22 protein-coding genes and 1 tRNA gene are annotated in these 23,134 nt (G+C 41.8%); 20 read left to right on the forward strand and 3 right to left on the reverse strand.

From position 1 onward, the window contains the following. Positions 1–28: 28 nt before the first annotated feature. The 3 genes from SporoP8_RS13945 to SporoP8_RS13955 form a co-directional block, all read right to left on the reverse strand. Entirely contained in the window at positions 29–505 is a 477-nt protein-coding gene (locus tag SporoP8_RS13945; RefSeq protein WP_232319164.1) for a GNAT family N-acetyltransferase, read from the reverse strand. Continuing rightward, complete coding sequence (locus tag SporoP8_RS13950) at positions 474–989, reverse strand: YjcG family protein (protein ID WP_085133070.1); 516 nt, start codon at positions 987–989, stop codon at positions 474–476. The genes SporoP8_RS13945 and SporoP8_RS13950 overlap by 32 nt, the downstream gene beginning before the upstream one ends. An 88-nt stretch (positions 990–1,077) precedes the next feature. Next, a complete protein-coding gene (locus SporoP8_RS13955; RefSeq protein WP_085133071.1) occupies positions 1,078–1,800 on the reverse strand; it encodes an alpha/beta hydrolase in 723 nt (240 codons plus the stop codon). A gap of 108 nt (positions 1,801–1,908) precedes the next feature. On the opposite strand from SporoP8_RS13955, the gene SporoP8_RS13960 reads away from it, so the two are divergent. The 20 genes from SporoP8_RS13960 (at position 1,909) to SporoP8_RS14050 (ending at position 22,952) form a co-directional block, all read left to right on the forward strand. Continuing rightward, on the forward strand, positions 1,909–2,463 hold the full coding sequence (locus SporoP8_RS13960) for a phosphatidylglycerophosphatase A family protein (RefSeq protein WP_085133072.1): 555 nt from the start codon (positions 1,909–1,911) through the stop codon (positions 2,461–2,463). A 320-nt stretch (positions 2,464–2,783) separates the two neighbouring features. Continuing rightward, positions 2,784–3,785, forward strand: coding sequence for a TAXI family TRAP transporter solute-binding subunit (locus tag SporoP8_RS13965; RefSeq protein WP_085133073.1), 1,002 nt, complete (start codon positions 2,784–2,786; stop codon positions 3,783–3,785). A gap of 146 nt (positions 3,786–3,931) precedes the next feature. After that, positions 3,932–4,459, forward strand: a complete 528-nt coding sequence (locus tag SporoP8_RS13970; protein ID WP_158232362.1) for a DUF1850 domain-containing protein — start codon at positions 3,932–3,934, stop codon at positions 4,457–4,459. Positions 4,460–4,499: 40 nt separating this feature from the next. Further along, positions 4,500–6,482: a TRAP transporter permease gene (locus SporoP8_RS13975; RefSeq protein ID WP_157111295.1), complete on the forward strand. Its 1,983-nt coding sequence runs from the start codon at positions 4,500–4,502 to the stop codon at positions 6,480–6,482. 384 nt (positions 6,483–6,866) lie between these two features. Further along, entirely contained in the window at positions 6,867–7,016 is a 150-nt protein-coding gene (locus SporoP8_RS16690) for a hypothetical protein (RefSeq protein WP_198166024.1), read from the forward strand. A gap of 185 nt (positions 7,017–7,201) precedes the next feature. Next, a tRNA-Val gene (locus tag SporoP8_RS13980) sits at positions 7,202–7,274 on the forward strand. Between the two features lie 173 nt (positions 7,275–7,447). Beyond that, on the forward strand, positions 7,448–8,443 hold the full coding sequence (locus SporoP8_RS13985) for a tyrosine-type recombinase/integrase (RefSeq protein WP_198166025.1): 996 nt from the start codon (positions 7,448–7,450) through the stop codon (positions 8,441–8,443). Positions 8,444–8,612: 169 nt separating this feature from the next. Beyond that, the gene (locus tag SporoP8_RS13990) at positions 8,613–9,365 is read left to right on the forward strand and encodes a helix-turn-helix domain-containing protein (protein ID WP_085133077.1); all 753 of its coding nucleotides are present in this window, start codon (positions 8,613–8,615) and stop codon (positions 9,363–9,365) included. Between the two features lie 48 nt (positions 9,366–9,413). Beyond that, positions 9,414–9,710: a hypothetical protein gene (locus SporoP8_RS13995; protein WP_085133078.1), complete on the forward strand. Its 297-nt coding sequence runs from the start codon at positions 9,414–9,416 to the stop codon at positions 9,708–9,710. A 62-nt stretch (positions 9,711–9,772) separates the two neighbouring features. Further along, positions 9,773–10,021 carry a hypothetical protein gene (locus SporoP8_RS14000; protein ID WP_085133079.1) on the forward strand — a complete coding sequence of 83 codons (249 nt, stop codon included), beginning with the start codon at positions 9,773–9,775 and terminating at the stop codon, positions 10,019–10,021. 21 nt (positions 10,022–10,042) lie between these two features. Beyond that, positions 10,043–10,222 carry a hypothetical protein gene (locus SporoP8_RS14005; protein WP_085133080.1) on the forward strand — a complete coding sequence of 60 codons (180 nt, stop codon included), beginning with the start codon at positions 10,043–10,045 and terminating at the stop codon, positions 10,220–10,222. Between the two features lie 258 nt (positions 10,223–10,480). Beyond that, positions 10,481–10,750, forward strand: coding sequence for a helix-turn-helix domain-containing protein (locus SporoP8_RS14010; RefSeq protein WP_085133081.1), 270 nt, complete (start codon positions 10,481–10,483; stop codon positions 10,748–10,750). Between the two features lie 361 nt (positions 10,751–11,111). Then, entirely contained in the window at positions 11,112–12,311 is a 1,200-nt protein-coding gene (locus tag SporoP8_RS14015) for a DEAD/DEAH box helicase family protein (protein WP_085133082.1), read from the forward strand. 290 nt (positions 12,312–12,601) lie between these two features. Beyond that, positions 12,602–13,315, forward strand: a complete 714-nt coding sequence (locus SporoP8_RS14020; RefSeq protein WP_085133083.1) for a hypothetical protein — start codon at positions 12,602–12,604, stop codon at positions 13,313–13,315. Between the two features lie 434 nt (positions 13,316–13,749). Next, positions 13,750–14,307: a recombinase family protein gene (locus tag SporoP8_RS14025; protein WP_085133084.1), complete on the forward strand. Its 558-nt coding sequence runs from the start codon at positions 13,750–13,752 to the stop codon at positions 14,305–14,307. Between the two features lie 511 nt (positions 14,308–14,818). Next, on the forward strand, positions 14,819–15,712 hold the full coding sequence (locus tag SporoP8_RS14030; protein WP_085133085.1) for an RluA family pseudouridine synthase: 894 nt from the start codon (positions 14,819–14,821) through the stop codon (positions 15,710–15,712). Positions 15,713–15,900: 188 nt separating this feature from the next. Further along, positions 15,901–18,003, forward strand: coding sequence for a heavy metal translocating P-type ATPase (locus tag SporoP8_RS14035; RefSeq protein ID WP_085133086.1), 2,103 nt, complete (start codon positions 15,901–15,903; stop codon positions 18,001–18,003). A 99-nt stretch (positions 18,004–18,102) separates the two neighbouring features. Continuing rightward, positions 18,103–19,491: an aldehyde dehydrogenase gene (locus SporoP8_RS14040; protein WP_369822339.1), complete on the forward strand. Its 1,389-nt coding sequence runs from the start codon at positions 18,103–18,105 to the stop codon at positions 19,489–19,491. A gap of 278 nt (positions 19,492–19,769) precedes the next feature. Beyond that, positions 19,770–21,260, forward strand: coding sequence for a UDP-N-acetylmuramoyl-L-alanyl-D-glutamate--2,6-diaminopimelate ligase (locus SporoP8_RS14045; RefSeq protein WP_085133087.1), 1,491 nt, complete (start codon positions 19,770–19,772; stop codon positions 21,258–21,260). 114 nt (positions 21,261–21,374) lie between these two features. Next, a complete protein-coding gene (locus tag SporoP8_RS14050) occupies positions 21,375–22,952 on the forward strand; it encodes a peptide chain release factor 3 (protein ID WP_085133088.1) in 1,578 nt (525 codons plus the stop codon). Positions 22,953–23,134: the final 182 nt, after the last annotated feature.

The following is a 23,134-nucleotide window of genomic DNA, read 5'->3' on the forward strand; positions in this document are numbered from 1 at the left end:
GTGGTAAAGGGTATTTTTTACTGTCCAATCAGTTGTGCAACAAACTCTTCTCCATGGCGCGATGAGGTATATCTGCGTCCATGAATTCAGGCGATATGACTACGTAGCCCAGTTTTTCGTAAAAAGGCACAGCATAGGACTGTGCATTCAAAATCAGTTTTTTCATAGATTTCTTTATTGCATGTTCTTCTAATGTATTCATAATCAAACTCCCAAGATGTTTACCACGGTGTTCAGGTAAAATACAGATTCTCTCTATTTTACCGTGGGCATTTACTAACCCTCTCATGCGGCCAGCACCGATTGGTTGATCCGCCCCGTCGTAGACAACAAAGTGGATCGCTTCTTGATCGTGTTCGTCCAGCTCGAGGATCAGCGGGACGCCTTGTTCTTCCACAAACACTTTTTTGCGGACGGAATACGCGTCTTGCTGACCTTTTTCATCTGAGACGATTTTTACTGTCATCTGCAAATCAAGACTCACGATCAAGACGGAACGTTTCATACACTGTCCACGATCCGTCTTCTAATTGATAGAGTAAATGAATACGATCGATGACTTCGGTGTGGTCGACACCTACCATTTTCATTTGGTTAATCACATCATCGTGTTCACCGGAAGTCAGGTTTTGCGCAATGGTAATATGCGGGACAAAAGCATAATTATTTTCATCATGATAAAAGTCTACATTTAAATCCTTGTGCAATGTAAGAATTTCTTCATTCGGTACAACTTTAAAGTAAATTGTGTTCGTCGTTGGCGCGAACGAGCTAACTTTTGTAACCTTCATCTCAAAAGGACTGTTTTTGATGGTGATTTCTTTTAATGCATTAGCTACTTCTTCAATTTCCTTATCATTCGCTTCGAATGGATTTTTCAGCGTCATGTGAGGTGTGATCAGCGCATAATGCGGATCATATCTCTTCCGATAACCGTTTGCTAAGTCTTGAAGTTTCTTTGAAGGGAATGCAACAATACCGTATTTCATTTAAGATTGCCTCCTTGTGAATTGACTGAATTTTAGGTACATCTATTTTAGTATATCAGAAAATAGTCTAACATGTCTCCTTCTATTACTAAAGGCTATTTATTTCGATCAAAGCGCGGCGAATATCAGGTTGCCATGATTTCCATGTATGATCTCCATCCAGTTCTTCATAATAGTAAGGAAAACTTTTTTCTTTAATAACTTTATGCAACTCGCGGTTAGGCGTTAAAAAATCCAATCTACCGTCAGCTGTTGTAGGTACATCGGTTTCTTTATCACCGATCACATGGTAAATAGAAAGGTTGGCAGGGTTTTGATTGGCTTTAACTGCTTCGAGTACTTGTTCGTTAACAAATGGTGAATGTAACACTACCTTTCCAAAGCAGTTTGGATATTTCAAAGCGGTTAATAAGGAAATCGATGCTGCCAATGAATCGCCCATTAGCATTCTTGAAGAGCCCATTTGGTATGTTGGGTAGGTTTCATCAATATACTGAATTAACTCGTGCGCTAAAAAACGGATATACGCTTTGTGTCGATCACCTTCTGGATGATACATACGTCTGCGTTCTTGCACGGTTTTGTATGGAATACCGACGATGATGACTGGTTCAATGATTTCGTCTTCCATTAATTCATCGGCAATTCGGCCAATCCGTCCAAGTTGAAAATAATCTTTGCCATCAGAGACGAGCAGGACATTATGTTTGTATAAAGGAGAGTAGCGTGAAGGTAAATATATTAATAGTTCCATTTCTTCCTGTAGTTCATTACTGTAAAAACGGACTTCTTCAATTTTTCCTGGATTCATTTTGTAGGACCTCCATAATTAATGTACACTTACTAAATATCATACCGATAAATAACAGTGTAAAGCTAGTGAAAACTATTGCTTATGAAGAGAGAGAGGGGAAATAGTATGGATGAAGGTAAGAATATTGTTCATTCGGACGTTGTGACAGCTGCAACAAAAGACGCGTTGATTCGCCGTGGGGTTAAGATTGAAGATATTGCAAAAATTGTTTATGAATTGCAAGTGCCTTATAACAAAGGATTGTCACTGGAACAATGTATCGACTCTGTAGAAAGTGTTCTTCGTAAACGTGAATTGCAACACGCAATATTGGTCGGGGTGGAATTGGATGAAATCGCTGAACGAGGTCAGTTATCGCAACCACTTCAGCAAATTGTTGAATCAGATGAAGGCTTATTTGGGGTGGATGAAACGATCGCGTTAGGTGCGGTCTACACGTATGGTTCAATCGCAGTGACTACATTCGGTCACTTAGATAAGAACAAAGTCGGTATCATCAACGAATTGGATACAAAAAAAGGAATTGGTATCCATACGTTCTTAGATGATTTAGTGGCAAGTGTAGCGGCGTGTGCGGCATCTAGAATTGCGCATAGAACGCGCGATTTGAAAGAAGCGGGTCTAACGTTTAAAGATGTACAAAATGGCAAGAGATCATAACCGAATCGAACTGCTCTAGATCATCATGTCTAGCGGCAGTTTTTTTGTTTTAGATGAAGTTGTCGGGTGCGTACCGGATTGCAGTTCTGTTGGGAGTTTGTGGTTTTGCTGGCGGTGAGAGTTTATTATACCCATTACATCTACCACAGCAGTTGGGGTAGGTGTTTGGCAATGCCTGATAAAAGCTATATAGACGAGGGTGAATAGCTTAAATGGAACATGCGATAATAGATAATTTAATATTATATTGACAAGTTAAAGCGCTTTCATGGTAGAATGGTAGTGTCTATGACTACAAAATGTAAAGGGGAGATGGTCACATGAAGAAAAACTCACTTCGCCTACTGGCGTTAGTTTCCATGCTCGCGCTTCTTGTGCTCGCGGCTTGCGGTACCGACGAAAAAGCTGACGGGAACAAAGATGCAGACGGAAACAAAGATGACGGTAAGACAGAGCAAGACTACAAGTTCTTGAGCTTACTTACTGGGGGAACACAAGGAACTTATTATCCACTAGGTGGATCTTTTGCTGAATTCATTACTGAAGAGACAGGAATCAAGACGACTGCTGAAGTATCTCAAGCATCTGCTGCGAACATGACAGCGCTTAAAGATGGAGATGCAAACATTGCATTCGTACAAACAGACATTGCATATTACGCTTCTAAAGGTGAAATGATGTTTGACGGAGATGTAATCGACGAAGTATCTGCTATTGGTGCACTTTATCCGGAAACAGTTCAATTGGTTACGTTGAAGAAAAACAATATCAAGACATTTGAAGATCTAAAAGGCAAAAGCATTTCGATAGGAGCGCCAGGTTCAGGAACAGCTGCTAACGCTGAGCAATTGCTTGAAATCCATGGTTTAGCTTTAAGCGATATTAAAGCACAAAACTTGGACTTCGGTGAGTCACAAGAAAGTCTACAAGCTGGACAAATAGACGCAGCATTCATTACAGCTGGAACGCCGACAGGTGCTGTTGAAGGTCTAAACGCTACTTCAGAAGTTTTCATTATTCCAGTAGAAGACGACAAAGCTGACGAATTAATCGAGAAATATCCGTATTATACTAAAGAAATAATCCCTGCCGGAACTTATGGTTCTGAAGTAGAGACACCTGCAGTATCAGTAGGTGCAATGCTTGTTATGCAGAACGATATTTCTGAAGAACTTGGTTACCAGATCACAAAGGCAATTTATGAAAACGCTTCGAAAATCCAACATGCTAAAGGTGCTTTGATTAAAGCAGAAAACGGTTTGAATGGAATTGGTATTCCTGTACACCCAGGTGCACAGAAGTACTTTGACGAAGTGAACTAATAAACTGAGTAAGTCATCTGATAGGATCATGAGGGACGGTAAAGCGAAAGCTTTGTCCGTCCCATTCTTAATTTTTTAAAAACAATTGGCTGAATACATAAATTACTATGCTGATTGCAAGTAAGGGAACAGAAAGGATTAAGCGGATGAAATTACGAAAAATCGTTCTTCTGCTGACATTTCTAATAGGAATTGTAATGGTGATCGTATGGTTTTATCCATATAAACAAATGATCATACTTGAAGAGGTTCGGAGCGAACAGCCAAAAGCTTATTATCTTCCATTACACGAGAATCGAAATTTTCAAATACACTATATTCACTCGATCCATTTGTCCAATGTGAAGGAGCAATATCGCATTACTGACAATGGAAAGCTCCGTTTCGAATTTATGCAGTATGAAGACGTAGCCATCGGACTGCCAGGTTATGCAGAAGAAGGTGAAGCACTGCAAGTAGAAGATGGTGTTTATACGCTTACATTCGAAAACCGCGTGATCGATTCGTTTATTCTCTATGTAGGTAGGGTGAATACAGATCTGTTTTTGCGATATGAGCAACAAGATTATCATCTAAAAGAATTTCTTCAAAAGGGGCATTCTTATGAATTTCATGTGGCAAAGGTGTCAAATTATAAGATGTTTAAAGGAGTCAGATTAAATGGAAAACAATAAACATCGGGAAAAAGATATTCCCGCCATCTCCAATGAAGAAATGGGTACGCTTTCTAAACAAGAGCAACTCGAAATTCTTCAAAAGTACGACCCAGAATCTAATACAAGAGATCTAAAAGGTCTTATTGGCAAGATTGTATTTTTCGGTTTGTTGGCATTTTCAATTTTCCAGTTATATACGGCGATTGGTAAACCATTTACAGCTCAAATTCAGCGATCTATTCACTTAGGATTTGCTTTATCCCTTATTTTCCTGTTGTTCCCTGCTAGAAAGAAAATTGGTGTGCGTCGTGACAAAGTACCGTTTTATGATATTATTCTATCTTTATTGGCGGTAGCAGTTGGTTTATACTGGCCGCTATTTATCGACGAGCTAGTATTTCGTGTGGGACGCGTATCCGATCTCGATTTAGTTATCGGTATTTTAGCGGTTTTACTGACACTAGAGGCAGCGAGACGTGCGGTAGGAATGCCGATCACGATCATTTCAGTAGTGTTTTTGGTGTATGCGTTCTTTGGACCGTATTTCCCAGGGTTCCTTGCACATAGAGGGCAAAGTGTAGAAAATCTCGTTCAACTAATGTTCTTTACAACGGACGGAATCCTCGGTACGCCAATTAGTGTATCCGCCACCTTCATATTCGTCTTCTTGTTGTTTGGAGCGTTCTTAGTGAAGACTGGCGTTGGTAATTACTTCAATGACTTGGCAGTAGTATTGGCGGGACGTTTGACTGGTGGACCAGCAAAAGTCGCCATTTTCTCAAGTGCTTTGCAAGGTACAATTTCAGGTAGTTCCGTAGCAAATGTTGTTGGATCCGGTTCGTACACGATTCCGATGATGAAGAAGTTAGGTTATCGAAAAGAATTCGCAGGCGGAGTAGAGGCAGCCGCGTCTACAGGCGGTCAGATTATGCCACCGATTATGGGGGCCGCTGCATTCCTGATGGTTGAATTCATCGGCGGCGTTACCTATTGGGAAATTGCCAAAGCGGCAGCTATCCCTGCATTGCTGTACTTCACTGGAATTTGGATCATGACTCATTTCGAAGCGAAGCGTGTTGGTTTGCAAGGAATGGATGCGTCGCAAATTCCTAATCGAAAAGAAACGCTGAAAAAGATTTATTTATTACTACCGATTATAGGTATTATCGTTTTCCTCTTGGTGGGTATTCCAACGATGAAAGCGGCATTACTCGGTATCGTGCTAACCATTGCAGTGAGTGCAATCAGTAAAGAAACAAGAATTGGATTTAAAGATATGATTGATGCATTAGTAGACGGTGCTCGTACAGCATTGGCTGTAGCAGCAGCGACTGCTTGTGCAGGTATTATTGTCGGTGTTGTCGTCAAGACGGGTCTCGGGCTCAGCTTGGCAACGGGCCTGATCTCAGCAGCTGGCGGTAACATCTTGCTCACATTGATTTTCACGATGTTTGCAGCGATTATTTTGGGGATGGGGTCTCCAACGACAGCAAACTATGTTATTACATCTACAATCGCAGCACCTGCCATCATTACGCTATTGATGATGGATGAGCCTACAGGTGCCGCTGTGCCGATTGTAGTGGCGGTATCTGCCCACTTATTCGTATTTTACTTTGGTATCATTGCGGATATCACACCGCCTGTTGCATTGGCTGCCTTTGCAGCTTCGGGTATTTCTGGCGGAGATCCGATCAAAACTGGTGTCACGTCTGCAAAACTAGCGATTGCTGCCTTCATCATTCCATATATGTTCGTCTTTAATCCGGCAATGCTGATGCTCGACTCGAGTATTACGGAGATTGTATGGGTGACTGTGACCGCCATTATCGGTATGGTTGCAATCGGGGCAGGCATAATTGGCTTCTGGTATAGTAAACTGAACTGGCTTCTACGAATTATCACGATATGTACAGGTATGTTGTTAATCTACCCAGAAACTATTACAGATATTATCGGTTTAGTATTATTCACTATCTTACTGGTGTCCCAGTGGATGGGGAATAAGAAAAATAATACGCCTACATTCGCTTCAAATTAAATAGCTTTTAAAAGACTTGTCGGCTTGAAACTGAGCTTGCAAGTCTTTTATTTTACTAATGAAAAAAGAATTTTCAGAGAATATATGTGTTTTTTGTTATTTACTATTCTAGTTGAGTGAAAAGAACTAGAGTAAATAGATTTTTTACTAGAGGACGAGTCTAGGATATACAAGGGTTTCCTAAGGAAAATGAATTTCGGAACACATGACAAAATAAAAGTCAAGAAGCCGAAGGACTAAAAGTGAGTCGAATTATTTTGGACTAATTACGCAGTTTTACCAACGCGGGTTCTGTATATACTACATATAAGCGAATAAGTCATAACGAATAAAATATATAGATCGGTACAGAAACCAATCAAATCAAAAAGGAGAGAACATACTATGAATACACAAGAGACATGGTGGGAAAACGTATTTGAAGGGCATTTGGCACATGGTTTTAACAAAGAACGTATGAGTGAGCTGGATCATGAAGAGTTTTTATATTTTGAGAATGAATCAGTTGAAGAACAATTAAACCCCATGCAGTAAGTGAAAGGAGAAGCGTCTCTGAATAATGTAATGAACTTCCATAAAAATCGGTAATTTTTCTGATAGCATAGAAAAATTATCGATTTTTAATTTCGTTGTTTACAACTAGGAAAGAAAATGCTATTATAGTATTTGTGCTTGAGAGCCTAACTGGCTCACTTCAAAACGCACATCCTAGTAAGATCGATTCCGTAGCTCAGCTGGGAGAGCGCCACCTTGACAGGGTGGAGGTCGCTGGTTCGAGCCCAGTCGGAGTCATAGACGGACAACTAAACGTCCGAACTCGTAGTTTTATATCGAAGAAAGCCCCGTCATGTAAACGTGTAACAGCGTTAGCATGGCGGGGTTTTTTGTCGTTCATACTGCGTGCAATATGCGCTAGTATAAGCCGCATCAGTAACGCTATCACTACCGAAATGGGGTGTTTGTTCATGCGAAAACGCCGTAACAATAATTCGCAGCAGTTTATAGACGTGCCTCAAGATATCCGAGTCCTATTTCGCCGGTTCGTAAGTATTAAAATTGCGGAGGGCATATCGCAAAGTACGATTAATCAGTATCATGAAAACTTTACGTTCTTCTCGGACTTTATTGAAATGAATGGCGGAGACTATGCGCTCGAAGGTATTACTGCGGATTTTATTCGTGAATGGATTACGTATATGAAGTTTGAACACGTACAGCATCCGAACGATCAAAGTCGCTTGCATCATGATAAAGGCTTGAAAGCGTCCACGATTAATACACGGTTGAAAACAATTCGCGTCATGTTTAATCGAATGTATGCGGAAAATGTAATTGAGTTTAATCCGATGTTGAACGTACGCAATGTCAAAGAAGAATTATCTCATATTGACGTTTTGAGTAAGAGCGAAATCGTAAGTTTGTTGAGCGTCATGGATACCGAATACTACACGACTTTTCGTGACCTTGTACTAACTCGTTTGCTATTCGATACCATGTTACGGATTAATGAGGCATTGCATATTCGTAAGCAGGACATAAAAGCAGAAGAAGGATTGATAGTTATATCGTCCAGTATCGCGAAGAGCAGAAAGGCGCGCGTAGTTCCTGCGGACAAGCAGACGTTAAAGCTAGTGAAGGAACTCATTAAAGAGAACGCTATGGAGTTCAACAGCGAGTATGTATTCGCGACGAGTAGCGATTCAGTCTATGATCGCGATAATTATCGAACGAGATTAAAGCGTTACGCGGAATCGGCAGGCATTAAAAAGAATGTACATCCGCATCTATTACGACATACAGCTGCGACTCGATGGATTGAAAGCGGTGGTGGAATCGAAGAACTGCGCTTGATACTCGGGCATTCTAAATACGATATGGTGAAACGATATGCACACGTAGCGAATAGTTCAGTCATTAAGTCAGCGGGGAAATATTCGTTATTCAATAATTTAAGCGATTAATCAAATAAAAAACGCCCCAACCGCAATATGCGGAAAGGAGCGCACTCATGCCCGCGCCAACGGGTCTTTCATAAAAATAGTATGACGTAATTGTATCGCAAAAAAAGCGAATATGCAAACGTTTATTTGAGTGCGCACTTTTTAGGGGCTTCGAAATGGAGCAGATTATATGAACTACTTATCGGAATACCAAACCTTTGCGGACAAGCACGAACTAAATGATGCCATAACTATACACTTCGAACGGAACAACTACGCTATGAATGAAACCGAGCGTAGTGTATTCGTCATGCTTACGCGTTACGCAGTCAAATTTCCGGGCGTTATTCATTTAAAGACGGCAACAATCGCGAAAGCAATCGGCAAGACTGGGCGCACTGTACGTCGTTCAATCGCGACATTAATCGAACTGTGCATGATTGAGCGTATCGAGTTCATGCGTTCGGTATCAGGCGGTAATGGAGCGAATATATACCGTATTGTCCACCCGTCAGCGTCCGCCCGTCCAGTAGCGGAAAAGCCAACACCTGCAACGGTTGAACCGACGCAAACGGAAAACGAACCTATTACTTTTATAAACAATAAATCTAGTAATACATTAGATACGGCAATCGCGCAGTCTGACGTTATCAAAAAAGGCTTGTTAGTCAAGTTACCGCCACTTATCGCCAAGACAATGGGCGTATTTTTCGACGCGAATACAATACATAGGCTTTATGGCGTCATGCTACGGGCGAAGTCTGCCGTCGATCGTCGTATGGCATTCGAAGAGGACGAGTCTGCATACGATACTGCGCTCATGTCCGTAATTTCCGCATGGAAACGAGGCAAGGTGCGTTCACTGGACGCTGTACTATACGAGGCGACCAATCGTACGGCACGGAGTCTGTGGCTTAATGAGCGCATGATTGGGTCTAATTGACGCATAGTAGGAGTTATGAGCGAGTGTTTAAGGAAATGGAGCGATTATATGCGGAAAGTTAAAGTGGTTTTTCTGATAGACGGTGAGGATTACGCAGTAGACGCCCTCTTATTAACGCCACATATCGTATTAGAGATGACGGACGTCATAGAGATTCACCGATACGACGACGAAATTAAGAGCGATAGCGTACGAGCATCGGACTCTTCTTCTGCTATGACGCTACACCTACGCGATGGTGCATCGTTCGATAAGCAGGAGATAATGAACATGGCGGACGTAGTAGACATGGGTCGCATGAGCGTAGTGGAGTTTGCGGAATTACTGTTACAGCGTAGGTTGTAAGACGATTGATAGAGGTTTTCTATGAAATTTGTCGAAAGAGTATGGAAAGGGAGGGGATAGTATTGTCTAATAAAATGGAGACAGTTAAAGAACGGTATTCAATAGAAATTGAAGCTATAGCAAACAGACTAAATCATATGGAGCAAGGCTTAATAATGGAGTTGACACGCGTTAATATGCATGGAAGTCTTTCTACAAATGTGCAAGAGCTTACTAAAGATATAAATGTATTGATTTCTAAGATAGTGAATGAGTCGGATTCGGACTTGGATGGATTTGATGAATTATTTACACCTACAAATAAAAAATAAAGATAAGTAAGGAGAGTTTGCATGAATTCGTTTGATTGGATTACTCAAAAAGTATCAGAATTAGATGAAGTGTCTGCGAAGAGTGAACTGTCATTTATTTTGGTGAAGTATTCAGAAGTTGGACAACAAGGATATAAAAACGAAGATTTAATAGATGATATTAGAAAGTTATATCTTGAATTAGGGTTAAATCGATATTGAAAATATTTCTGCATATTAGGTTAGGACGGAGTCAAACTAAATACAGAAAAAGAGAAGGACGCTGATCGTTAGCGTTCTTTTTTTTATGCCAAAAACCTCCGCGCTAGTCGTTCTCTTACGTACGTACTATTAGAGGGAGGAGATGAAAAAATGATTTTGAGGTTGTAAATTATGATGTTAGTCCGTCTATAAGGTAGGGAGACACTCGTTTTTATTTACATTACTAGTCGCCAAATAATACAAAGAGGAGATGATCGAATGAATAACGCAAAGAACGATTTTAAAACCATCCGCACATTCCACGAATTGAACCAAGAGCAATATGCCGAACTAATAGGAATTAGTCAGGGCTATGTCACGCTCGTTGAAAATGGGCGACGTCGATTTACCGAGGATTTACGTGAAAGGGTCATGCGGGAGTTACGACTTACGCCCGACAAACTAGAGCGCATTCTTGCGATTCAAGCGGGTTATGACGCTGCAAGAGCTACAATGCTGAACCAATCGAATACTACCCGACCGAGTTAACTTTCGACTCTTGTCCGTAGGGTAAGACCGACACTATATACTAATGCTCGATTTAATACGTAAGTAAGAAGATTGTAAGAACGATAGTTTCGACATAAATGTGTAAGCATTTTGGCGGTATCTTTTGAACTTAACACGGTTAGGAGCAATTCAAGACAATCCTCCAGTGACAAGTCCCTGTAGGAAGTATCGAGATTCAGACAATCTAGCACAACAAATGTGCACAGAATGGATTTAAACGTTGTACCTATGCGGTTTGTAGCGTCTTCCCTTAAAGGGGATATAGATAAACGTGCACAGCGTTCGGGTTGTGTTCGCTACACGTAGAAAATAATTTAAACGAAGAAATGGAGCTGGTGAGATGGAGAAAGTGAAAGTAATCGACGCAATCATGGGTGCGGGTAAGACGACGAAAGCGTTCGAAATCATTGAAAAGGCGGACGCGGGCGAAAAGTTCATTTACATTACGCCATTTCTTGCAGAGATTGAACGGATCAAGACGACAATTACGTCCCGAGCATTCGCAGAGCCGACGAATAGAGTTGCAGGTGGACGCAAGATGGATAGTCTCAAGCGCCTCATCGAGAACGGAGAGGACATAGCCGCTACACACTCGCTTTTCGAAATGGCAGATGACGAACTAATCGAAATGATACAGACATCGGGCTACACGCTCATACTGGATGAGGTTATGGACGTTATCGACAAGGCAACCGTTTCACCTGCGGATATGCGTATCTTGCTCGAAAAGAAATTCATTGCGATTGAGAACAATGCCGTGAAATGGGTAGCGCCTGCCGCTGAATACGAATACGGGCGTTTTGATGATGTGAAGTTACTGGCGCAGGCGGGGAATCTTTATTATCACCGTAATACGTATCTCGTTTGGGCATTTCCGCCTCAAGTATTCGAGGCTTTCAATGAAGTGTACGTATTGACCTATCTATTCAGGGCGCAAATTCAACGCTACTATTTCGACCTATACAAGATACCTTACGAAGTTTTAAGCATTAAGGATGGCGAAATCATACCACATGACGTGCGAGCGGACAACCGCGCAGAGTTGAGGGCGCTAATCGACTTGTATGAGGGCGAGCATAACCGCCATGGAGAGCGTAGCAATTTCTCGTTTAGTAAGGGGTGGATGGGGCGTAGGAGTGACGATGAGATGCAAGCAATACAGCGGAGCATTTATACATATGTTAGGCGCATTGCGGATGCTAAGTCGGGCGAGGTTCTATGGACGACGCTCAAAGACTTTGAAACTGACTTAAAGGGGCGCGGATATAGTAAGGGCTTTTTACCGGTCAATATGCGGGCTACTAACGAATATGCCGAGCGAAGTGTACTAATCTACGCATACAGTCGCTTTATGAATCCGATCGAGAAGTCGTTCTTTCAGGATAATGGCGTGAAAGTTGACGAGGAATTGCTCGCGGTATCGGAAATGTTGCAATGGATATGGCGCTCGCGAATTCGAAACGCACAGCCGATTAAGCTATACCTACCTGCCGAACGTATGCGCAGACTACTTACAGCATGGGCTAACTACGAGATTTAGAAAGTGAGGTATTGAGGCGTTTAAAGGGCGCTCACAGCGCGTTAAGGGGGCGTTGATAAGTACGGGTAAGGAACGACTGCCAGGCGCTTGAAACACATAGGAAACGGAGGGGGGAGAACGATGAAAACAACTAAGATAACATATCGGACGCAACTACCACGAAAGAATAAGCAGCGTAATAAAAACGGCTTTATTATGGACACGGATCGACCGCCACGCAAAGTCTAAGTATTTCCGAGCGATGGCGTTAAGCAATGAAAATACAAAAACTATTAAAGGGGATAATCAAAATGACAAACTATAAAAACTTACAGACGGCACTAGGGAATATGCACGAAATCAAAAAGAGTACGACAGCAGTTGCAAAAGGATTTAAGGACGACTTTTTAGAAAAGCAAGCGAAATTGCAGAGCGATAGAATGTTATCGGCAGAGGGTCGCATTATTAAGATTGACGAATACAAAGCGGAGCAAGGCGCGAAGTTTCTCACTAAAGCAAAAGAGATGCGAACGGAATACGACCAAGCTGCGGAAGATGCACAAAAGTATGCCGAGATGATACTTAACGATCCTGCTCATAAGCCGAACGAGGCGACACTAGCAACGTTTGACCGCCAACTAGCGAGATTGCAGACGGAGCTAATGCTATCTACGAACGCAGACAGCGCCTTGTCGCTCGTCAAGACTTTCGCAGAACAAACGACAGACGCGTATCTAATCGGCAAATTCAAGGAGACGCTACCGACGATTATCAGCGAAATTACGACACTAGCAGGCGTACAAGCTCCACAATACAAGCTAAAGCTACGCAAGATGGTAGACGGACTAGCGGTCGCGCCCGAAATCGAGGAGGCTCAAGCGGTCATTGATGGCGGTAGCATGAAAGGTAGTCCGGTATGGTTGGAACATGGCGTGCAACTGACGACAATCAGACAAGTCGTTAGCGGTGAGTATGCGCAGTTTGCGAACAATCCCACTGCACACGTAGCAGAAACAGAAGTATAAGTGATAGACTCGCGTTTGGACTACGCAAAGCATAGGAGCGAGGCAAGTATGACCCCTTTTATAGGCGGATAGTTTGGCGTATATATGCGCTCGCTATCCGCCTTTTTTTATGCGTACATTACGTGCGCTTGATGGACGATGTACAGCCGAGTCGATAGCGTAAAACCCTTGCGCTGTATAGGTTATAGTGATTAGCGTAAAGGTATTATACTTGACGTATTACGTAATGTGAGGTTAGGTTTGCGGATAGTTCCGCATAATCGGTTGAGGCGTTCAGGTGCATGGATAGACGTCGAACTCGAGGGGGTGCAAGTTCGGCAAACAGGAAACGAGCGTAATCATATCTTTACAATATTGACTACGATGAAGCGTCCGTGATAGTATTGAGTCATAGCGTAATCATAAGTAATGGTCATAAGTGGAGGCGGGTATATATGAGAATTGGATATGCGAGGGTATCGGGGTTGGGTCAATCATTAACGGAACAGGTAGCGCAATTAAAGGACGCAGGCTGTCAGGTAATATACGAAGAGGTATTCACGGGAACTACTGCGGATCGTCCCGAGTTTCAGGCGACAATGGCGGTGCTAGAGGCGGGGGATGTATTAGTGGTAACTAAGCTAGACCGGTTTGCTCGGTCGGCATCGGACGCCATAACGCACATAAGGGCGCTCATGAAGCGAGGGGTTGCCGTACATATACTGAACATGGGCGTAGTTGAAGATACGACGACAGGCCGCTTACTGCTCACGATATTGTCGGGCTTTGCCGAGTTTGAACGCGATATGATTGTCGAACGTTTGGCGGAAGGTAAAGCGGCCGCAAGGGCTGCGGGTACATTGCGGGAGGGGCGACCGAGGAAGTACGCGCCCGAGCAGATGGAACACGCCATGACGCTACTCGAAACGAATAGCTATACCGAGGTTGAAAGGCTTACGGGAATATCGAAAGCAACTTTGACGCGATACAAACGAAAGCAAAAGCGTGTATAGAACGAAGTCGAGCAAGTCAATCCGAGATATGACGGACTGCTCGGCTTTTTTTATTCCGAAACCCCCAAACGCCCCCATCGTACGCCCCTTAACTGGCGAAAGAAACGACCGTACTATTTTTCGAACTCGGGTGGTTACGTAATTAATTAAGGTATCGTAAAGGTAGCGGTTGACACGCATTATTTTACGTGTTAGTATAAGAAACATCGTATACATGACGCGGTTTACCGTTTAATACTACGTGCAAATTCCGATTCCTCACCTTGACAGGGTGGAGGTCGCTGGTTCGAGCCCAGTCGGAGTCATAGGTGCCAAACCTAAGTTATTTACCGTAGGAACACGGTTTATAACAATAAGCAGTCCTATTAGACCGAATGTCTAGGGGCTGTTTTTTTATGTCTAGATTTATTTTTCGCAATTACTGTCAAATGATATTCGAGCGCACCACCCGTCAAGCGGTGTATACTTATCATGCGAGTACCTATTTAAATAAGCAGGAGGCTAACATATAATGAAAAGAAAACAAGTAACATCTAATGTAAAAGAATATACAGTGGAACAACCGATAGAGTTATTGCCATACTTATTGAAGGTAATGTCAAAAAGCAGTAGAAATTCGGTAAAATCCATTCTTACGCGTGGTCAAGTTATGGTGGATGGTCAAATGACAACCAAACATAATCAGCCGTTAGCGCCTGGACAAAAGGTGGAAATACAAAGTAATAAAACAGCTATAAATGTCTCGAAGTTAGTCGGTGTATCTATTCTCCATGAAGATGACGATATCATCGTGATCAATAAAGAAGCAGGTATTCTTTCTGTAGCTTCTGAAAAAGAAAAAGATCAGACAGCCTATAGAGAAATCACAAAGTACGTGAAGAGGAGCCATCCTGAAAACCGAATTTTTGTTGTGCACCGTCTGGATAGAGATACATCAGGTGTGATGATGTTTGCCAAAAATGAAGAAACCCAGAAAGCTTTGCAAAGTACATGGAATGAATCGGTAAAGGAACGTTTGTATACTGCGCTTGTCGAAGGAAAAGTACGAACAGAATCAGGGACTATTTCGTCTTGGTTAACCGAAAATAGTGCGTTTAGAGTATATTCAAACCCAACTGACAATGGCGGCCAGCATGCCGTTACACATTATAGAAGAGTACAAGCGAATAAAGATTGCTCATTGCTAGAAGTACTTCTAGAAACGGGTCGGAAAAACCAAATCCGTGTGCATATGGAAGAATTGGGTCATCCAGTGATAGGTGACAAAAAGTATGGTGCTACAGGTAACCCTTTGCGCAGAGTGGGACTTCATGCCACAGCTCTGTCTTTTCTACATCCACGTACAGGGGAATTAGTCCGATTTGAAGCAGAAATACCTCAGATCTTCATTACGCGCTCAAAATAATAAACCGTTCATTTTGCAGTTCCTTGGATTATCTAAGGAACTGCTTTTTCACGTCATTCATTCAAATAATCATTTGAATGAAGAAATTGACAAAATATCTAGAATTGCATATACTAAATTAAACAATCAAACGAACGATTGAATGATTTATTTGTTAAAATGAATGATTTTTTGAGGGGACTGATCACATGGCTTCAGAGAAAAATGTCTATCGCCTGCAAAATTTATCATGCACAAGTTGTGCTGCAAAATTCGAGAAAAATGTCCGACAAATTGATACTGTGGAAGATGTACAGTTAAACTTTGGCGCTTCCAAATTAACGGTGGCGGGAAATGCTTCTATTGTACAATTAGAAGAAGCGGGTGCATTTGACGGTATTAAAGTGTTCCCTGAAAAACAGCGGATTATTAAACAGCATACTCCTTTTTGGAAAAAACGTGAAAATCAAACGACTATTGCTTCGTTAGTTTTATTGCTAGCAGGGTATGCGGTATCTACCGCGAATGGTGATAATAATTGGCTATCGATCGCTCTGTTTCTCTCTGCCATTATAATCGGTGGATTCAGTTTGATGAAGGAAGGATTAACGAATCTTTTCAAACTTGAATTTGATATGTCTACATTGATGACCATCGCAGTCATTGGGGCTGCACTCATTGGTGACTGGGCGGAAGGGGCGGTCGTGGTCTTCCTCTTCTCCGTCAGTGAAGCATTGGAAAGTTACTCGATTGATAAAGCCAGAAATTCCATTACCTCACTCATTGAAATTGCCCCTACGACGGCCACTGTACTTCGCGGGAATAATGAATTTGAAGTAGATGTGGAAGATTTACGTATTGATGATGTGATTTTGATTAAACCGGGACAAAAGATCGCGATGGATGGCGAAGTGATTCAAGGTGATTCATCGGTTAACCAAGCCGCCATCACTGGTGAGTCTGTGCCTGTCCATAAAGTGCTTGGAGACGAAGTGTTTGCAGGGACTTTGAATGAAGAAGGCGCAATGCACGTCCGTGTGACGAAGCTTGCTGAAGATACTACCATTGCCAAAATCATTCACTTGGTCGAAGAAGCACAGGCGGAAAAAGCACCGACACAACAATTTGTCGATCGCTTTGCGAGATACTATACACCAGCTATTTTAGTTATTTCTTTACTGATCATGATCATACCACCACTATTAATGGGTGGAGTATGGGGTGAATGGTTCTATAAAGGTCTAGTCGTATTAGTAGTTGGTTGTCCTTGCGCTCTAGTCATTTCAACACCTATTGCGATCGTTACAGCCATTGGAAACGCTGCACGTAACGGTGTGTTGATCAAAGGCGGCATTCATTTAGAAGAGACAGGACAAATCAAAGTCGTGGCCTTCGATAAAACAGGTACGTTGACTGAAGGGCGTCCCGAAGTAACAGACGTCGTGACGGTTTCTTCATTGACTGAAGATCAAATCGTACAAAGAGCAGCTTCTATCGAGAAGTTCTCCCAACATCCATTAGCTTCATCGATTATGCGAGCAGCGAAGAAATTACCACTTGGATTACTACCGGTACATCAATTCCAATCTATTACAGGCAAAGGTGCAAAAGCTATGATTGGAGAGCATTTGGTGCATGTTGGTAGCCCTAAATTATTTAGGGAAATGAACACAGTGGAAGACTCCATTGAACAGCAGATTCTTACATTACAGAAACAAGGCAAAACAGTTATGCTTGTCTGGTCAGAAACAGGTCTAGAAGGAATTATAGCGGTTGCTGACCAAGTTCGTAAAAGTAGCTTGAATGTAATCCAGAAGCTTCATGAGATGGGCAAGAAAACAGTGATGCTAACAGGGGATAACCAATCGACCGCTTTGGCAATTGGAGCGCAACTCGGCTTAACAGAAGTCAAAGCAGAATTATTACCTGATCAAAAAGTCGAAATGATTAAATCGTTGAGTCAATACGGTAAAGTGGCGATGGTGGGTGACGGAGTGAACGACGCGCCGGCATTAGCTACCGCAAATATCGGTATTGCGATGGGTGGTGCGGGAACAGATACTGCACTTGAAACGGCGGATATCGCCTTGATGGCAGACGACTTGGAGAAACTTCCATATACAATTAAATTAAGCTCACGCACTAAACAAATCATCCTTCAAAATATTTCGATCGCACTTGGTTTAAAAGTGATTGCACTGCTTCTTATTATTCCAGGCTGGTTGACATTATGGATGGCAGTCATGGCGGATATGGGTGCAACTGTCATTGTAGTATTAAATTCATTGCGACTCATGAAAAATAACATATAATATAAGTAGAAACTTCAGTCGAATCAATCGTCTGAAGTTTTTTCTATTGAATAAAATGGTAGACTGATAATAAGAACAATTATGAGGAGTGTGGATAATTTGGCAATGACCGGTCTAGAACTTGAAATGATTATGAACAAACAGAAACAATATTATGTATCAGGAGTGACGCGTAGTATTTCATTCCGAAAAATGATGTTGGAAAAACTGTATAAAGCGATTCAAAAGCACGAAAAAGAAATCTCGGATGCATTGCATAAAGACCTACACAAACCTCCGCTCGAAGCGTATGTGTCAGAAATAGGCTTCGTGTTATCTAGTATTACTCATATGATGGATCACTTGGAAGAATGGGCAGAGCCTGAAAAGGTGAAGACACCACTCCATTTACAACCAGCGACGAGCTTTATCGTAAAAGAACCATATGGCACCGTATTGATTATCGGACCATTCAACTATCCGTTCCAACTATTGATTGATCCGTTAATAGGTTCGATCGCAGCAGGGAACTGTACAGTGTTAAAACCTTCGGAAGATGCATTGCATACAGCTGCTGTCGTAGACAAAATCATTGCAAGTGTATTTCCGGTGGAGTATGTATCCGTTGTGCATGGTCACAAAGAAGAAACGCAACTGTTACTTGGCGCACCATTTGATTATGTATTCTTTACCGGAAGTGCAAAAGTAGGGAAAATTGTCATGAAAGCTTGTGCGGAGAGATTGACTCCATTGACACTAGAGTTAGGCGGGAAAAGTCCAGCCGTTGTTGACCATACTGCGGATATCAAAAAAGCAGCGGAGAAAATCGTTTGGGGTAAGTATATGAATGCAGGTCAAACGTGTGTAGCACCGGACTATGTGCTAGCTGACGTTTCGATTTACGATGAATTATTAAATGAAATGAAGAGTGCGATCCAACGCTATTACGGGAAAGACGCACAGAAGAGTGCTGACTACGGTCGCATCATTGCGGATCGTCATTTCGATCGATTAGCGAAAATATTAGATCAAGATCAAGCATATATCGTAGAAGGCGGCAAGACAGACGCTGCGGATAAATACATCGAGCCGACAATTTTAGCGCTTTCGGATTGGAATAGCGCAAGTATGCAAGAGGAGTTATTTGGCCCGATCTTGCCAGTCCTTCCGTATGATAATTTAGGTGTTGCAATTCAACAAATTAGCATGTTGCCAAAACCACTAGCAGCATACCTATTCACTGAGAACGATGAGGCAGCTAATCATTTCATCGAAGTTTTACCATTTGGCGGTGGTTGCATCAATGACACCATCTCACATGTTGCCAATATTCATTTACCATTTGGTGGAGTAGGACCTTCTGGAATAAATCAATACCATGGAAAAGCAAGCTTTGAAACATTCTCCCATTCGAAATCGATGATGAAAAAGAGTACTGCGGTATCGGTGCCTATAGCATTTCCTCCATACAAAGGAAAACTATCATTAGTAAAACGGTTCATTCGCTAACGGTAGGGAAATCCAAACTTTTGACCACGCGCTTTGCTGGCTGTTGACCAGCAAAGTGCCTTTGTGGTGAACAAAAATTTTTAAGCAATTTATCGGCATTTAATAGAAATTTCATTCTATAGTCCAGGCTGGATGTGATAAGAAAAGACGGGTATGATAGGAATAATAGATAAAGTATATAACACTTTATTTTCCAAAATAAAAAGCCTTTTTGAATTACGATTCGCTTATTTGTTATAATTACAAGAGTTATTCACCAACATATTGGAGGAACCCATATGAACACGAAAGAATTATTATCCGTACTCCCTGTAAAAACAATAAAAGGAACATTGCCGGAAAATGTGACAGACGTGGCAGTGGACTCAAGAGCAGTTCAAGATGGAGGAGTATTTGTTTGTTTGAAAGGCTATACAGTGAACGGTCATCAATTCGTCAAAAGTGCATTGATGAGTGGCGCACGAGTTATTATCGCATCAGAGCCTATTATGATAGATGAAGACCGTACAGCGGTTGTGTATGTAGAAAACACATCAAAAGCGATTGAGTTATTGGCATCTAAGTACTATCAGTATCCTTCGAAGCGAATGACAATGATCGGGGTTACTGGAACTAATGGAAAAACGAGTGTCGGCAATATCATTCATGACATGCTACGACAGAATGATGAAAAAACAGCCGTTTCAGGTACGATTGGTTTTAAATTAAACGACATCCTCTATGAAACGGAAAATACAACGACTGATGTTTTGACTACACAGCAAATGATTGCGCAAGCGGCCAATGAAGGTTGCGAATCGATGATCATGGAAGTTTCTTCACACGGATTAGTTGAAGGACGACTGGCAGGAACGGAATTTGATATCGCGATTTTCACTAACTTAACGCATGATCATTTGGATTATCATAAAACGATGGAGAATTACAGTGCAGCGAAAGGTTTACTGTTTGCTCAACTGGGTCAGCAACTTGATCAACAAAAATTTGCCATCATCAATGCGGATGATCCGTGGAGCAGCAAAATGATCGAAATGACTTCTTTCCCAATTTACACATACGGTATTCACGTGAAGTCTTCATTCCAAGCAACAGCGATTGAAATGCAGTCGAACTTTACGAAATTCGAATTGCAAGCACCGGATGGAACGTTCCTCGTTAAAATGCCGTTGATAGGAGAGTTTAACGTCTATAATTCCTTGGCCGCCATTGCAGCGTTATATGCTAAAGGAATGCCGACAGCAGATATTTTGCCATTACTAGCGAATGTATCGACAGTGAAAGGCCGTCTGGAAAAAGTAGAAACCTCTCTACCACTGACCATTTTCATTGATTATGCACATTCGCCCGATGCAATTGAAAAAGCGATTGCTACAGTACAACCATTAAAAAAGGATGGTAACCGTCTTCTATTCTTAATAGGAACGGGAGGCAATCGGGATCGTCTTAAGCGTCCGATCATGGGAGAAAAAGCGGCAGCGGCAGATTATGTCGTCTTTACGACAGATGATCCACGTGATGAGCCATATGAGTCCATCCTATCGGAACTCAGTGCTACTATGCCGCATAATCAGTACGCATGTATAGGAGATAGAGAAGAAGCAGTACGTCATACTATTATGCAAGCGAATGCGGGAGACATCATTATATTTGCGGGAAAAGGTCATGAAGATTTTCAAATTATCGGCAACACGAAATATGCGCATTCGGATGCAACTATTGCACTTCTTGAAGCAGCTAAAAAGTTCGGCGATACACCCATCAATAAATGAAGTACAGTTTGGATTTGAGAGTTTATAGTTTTTTAGTCAATTCAATGAAAACCATTGAAATGCATCCCTATTCTCTCTATGATAGAAAACGTAAGCAAAAGGAGAGTACGATTGATGCAAAAGAATAAACATGATGAAATTACTTCGCGACGAACATTTGCGATTATTTCTCACCCCGATGCCGGTAAAACGACCATTACTGAAAAGTTACTATATTTTGGCGGAGCGATTCGCGATGCAGGAACAGTTAAAGGAAAGAAATCAGGAAAGTTCGCTACGTCTGACTGGATGGAAATTGAAAAACAACGTGGAATATCTGTAACTTCTTCCGTTTTACAATTTGACTATGCAGGCAAACGTGTCAATATTTTGGATACACCAGGACACGAAGACTTCAGTGAAGATACGTATAGAACATTAATGGCAGTGGATGCTGCTGTCATGATGGTCGATTCGGCGAAAGGAATCGAGCCCCAGACAATCAAATTGTTCAAAGTATGTAAAATGCGTGGAATTCCCATCTTCACATTTATCAATAAAATGGATAGACAAGGTAAAGAGCCATTGGAGCTAATGGAAGAATTAGAAGAAGTCTTAGAAATCCAATCTTACGCAATGAATTGGCCGATTGGTATGGGAAAAGAGTTCCTAGGTATTTACGATCGCTTTAATGAACGTATAGAGCTGGCGCGTCCAAATGCAGATGAAGAACGTTTCCTCCCAATCGACGAAGAAGGCGAGCTTGCAGTAGAACACTCGATGAAAGAGACTTCTTATTATAAGCAAGCACTAGAAGATGTCATGCTATTAAATGAAGCTGGAAACGACTTCGATGAAGAACGTATCGCTAAAGGCGATTTAACACCTGTCTTCTTCGGTAGTGCGTTGACTAACTTTGGGGTTCAGACATTTCTTGAAACATTTTTACAGTTCGCACCTGAACCTCAACCTAGGTTAACGAAAGATGCTGAATACGTAGATCCTGAGTCTGAAGTTTTTTCAGGCTTCATCTTCAAAATACAAGCGAACATGAATCCAGCGCATCGTGATCGGATTGCGTTTGTTCGGATCGTATCAGGCGAGTTTGAGCGTGGCATGACGGTAACGGTTCCACGTCTTTCCAAAAACTTCAAGTTAACACAAACGACTCAATTCCTTGCAGATGATCGAGAGACTGTCAATCAGGCAGTAGCAGGCGATATCATTGGGTTATATGACACGGGTAACTATCAAATTGGTGATACGGTCATCAGTGGTAAAGCGAATTTCCAATTTGAAGCACTTCCTCAATTTACTCCCGAGCTATTCGTTAGAGTAAATGCTAAAAACGTGATGAAATCCAAACAGTTCCACAAAGGGATTTTACAGCTTGTACAAGAAGGAGCCATTCAATATTACAAAACATTGCATACAGAAGAAGTCATTCTCGGTGCAGTAGGGCAACTTCAATTCGAAGTTTTTGAACATCGTATGAAAGCGGAATACCATGTAGAAGTTCAGATGGAGACAATGGGATCCAAAGTAGCACGCTGGATTGAAAACGAAGAAGATGTAAAAGAGTCAATGGCAGGACAACGGGCATTACTCGTAAAAGATCGACATGATCACAAAGTTTTCTTGTTCGAAAACGATTTTGCGATGCGCTGGTTCCAAGATAAATTCCCAGATATCAAGCTGTATAACCAATTATAAATTATAAAACAAATAACCCGGTCGGATTCATTGTAATCCTTCCGGGTTATTTGTTAAAATTGTGAATTATTTTTGTGTTTATTCATTAATATTCGAGCATATTACGGTGAAAGTAAGCTATTCAGGTGTTATGGTGGAAAGATGAACAAGTTTCTCCAGCTAGAGCGCTGAGTAAAGAGAGG

Origin of the sequence: Sporosarcina ureae, from assembly GCF_002101375.1 — a bacterium.
In the GTDB taxonomy this organism is placed as follows: domain Bacteria; phylum Bacillota; class Bacilli; order Bacillales_A; family Planococcaceae; genus Sporosarcina; species Sporosarcina ureae_B.

Coding starts and splice junctions, on each gene's coding strand:
- SporoP8_RS14010 (WP_085133081.1), top strand. CDS start 10,481: ATGAATAACGCAAAGAACGATTTTAAAACCATCCGCACATTCCACGAA.
- SporoP8_RS14045 (WP_085133087.1), top strand. CDS start 19,770: ATGAACACGAAAGAATTATTATCCGTACTCCCTGTAAAAACAATAAAA.
- SporoP8_RS13990 (WP_085133077.1), top strand. CDS start 8,613: ATGAACTACTTATCGGAATACCAAACCTTTGCGGACAAGCACGAACTA.
- SporoP8_RS14015 (WP_085133082.1), top strand. CDS start 11,112: ATGGAGAAAGTGAAAGTAATCGACGCAATCATGGGTGCGGGTAAGACG.
- SporoP8_RS13995 (WP_085133078.1), top strand. CDS start 9,414: ATGCGGAAAGTTAAAGTGGTTTTTCTGATAGACGGTGAGGATTACGCA.
- SporoP8_RS13985 (WP_198166025.1), top strand. CDS start 7,448: ATGCGAAAACGCCGTAACAATAATTCGCAGCAGTTTATAGACGTGCCT.
- SporoP8_RS13965 (WP_085133073.1), top strand. CDS start 2,784: ATGAAGAAAAACTCACTTCGCCTACTGGCGTTAGTTTCCATGCTCGCG.
- SporoP8_RS16690 (WP_198166024.1), top strand. CDS start 6,867: ATGAATACACAAGAGACATGGTGGGAAAACGTATTTGAAGGGCATTTG.
- SporoP8_RS13955 (WP_085133071.1), bottom strand. CDS start 1,800: ATGAATCCAGGAAAAATTGAAGAAGTCCGTTTTTACAGTAATGAACTA.
- SporoP8_RS14030 (WP_085133085.1), top strand. CDS start 14,819: ATGAAAAGAAAACAAGTAACATCTAATGTAAAAGAATATACAGTGGAA.
- SporoP8_RS13960 (WP_085133072.1), top strand. CDS start 1,909: ATGGATGAAGGTAAGAATATTGTTCATTCGGACGTTGTGACAGCTGCA.
- SporoP8_RS13945 (WP_232319164.1), bottom strand. CDS start 505: ATGAAACGTTCCGTCTTGATCGTGAGTCTTGATTTGCAGATGACAGTA.
- SporoP8_RS14050 (WP_085133088.1), top strand. CDS start 21,375: ATGCAAAAGAATAAACATGATGAAATTACTTCGCGACGAACATTTGCG.
- SporoP8_RS13970 (WP_158232362.1), top strand. CDS start 3,932: ATGAAATTACGAAAAATCGTTCTTCTGCTGACATTTCTAATAGGAATT.
- SporoP8_RS14025 (WP_085133084.1), top strand. CDS start 13,750: ATGAGAATTGGATATGCGAGGGTATCGGGGTTGGGTCAATCATTAACG.
- SporoP8_RS14035 (WP_085133086.1), top strand. CDS start 15,901: ATGGCTTCAGAGAAAAATGTCTATCGCCTGCAAAATTTATCATGCACA.
- SporoP8_RS13975 (WP_157111295.1), top strand. CDS start 4,500: ATGGGTACGCTTTCTAAACAAGAGCAACTCGAAATTCTTCAAAAGTAC.
- SporoP8_RS14020 (WP_085133083.1), top strand. CDS start 12,602: ATGACAAACTATAAAAACTTACAGACGGCACTAGGGAATATGCACGAA.
- SporoP8_RS14005 (WP_085133080.1), top strand. CDS start 10,043: ATGAATTCGTTTGATTGGATTACTCAAAAAGTATCAGAATTAGATGAA.
- SporoP8_RS13950 (WP_085133070.1), bottom strand. CDS start 989: ATGAAATACGGTATTGTTGCATTCCCTTCAAAGAAACTTCAAGACTTA.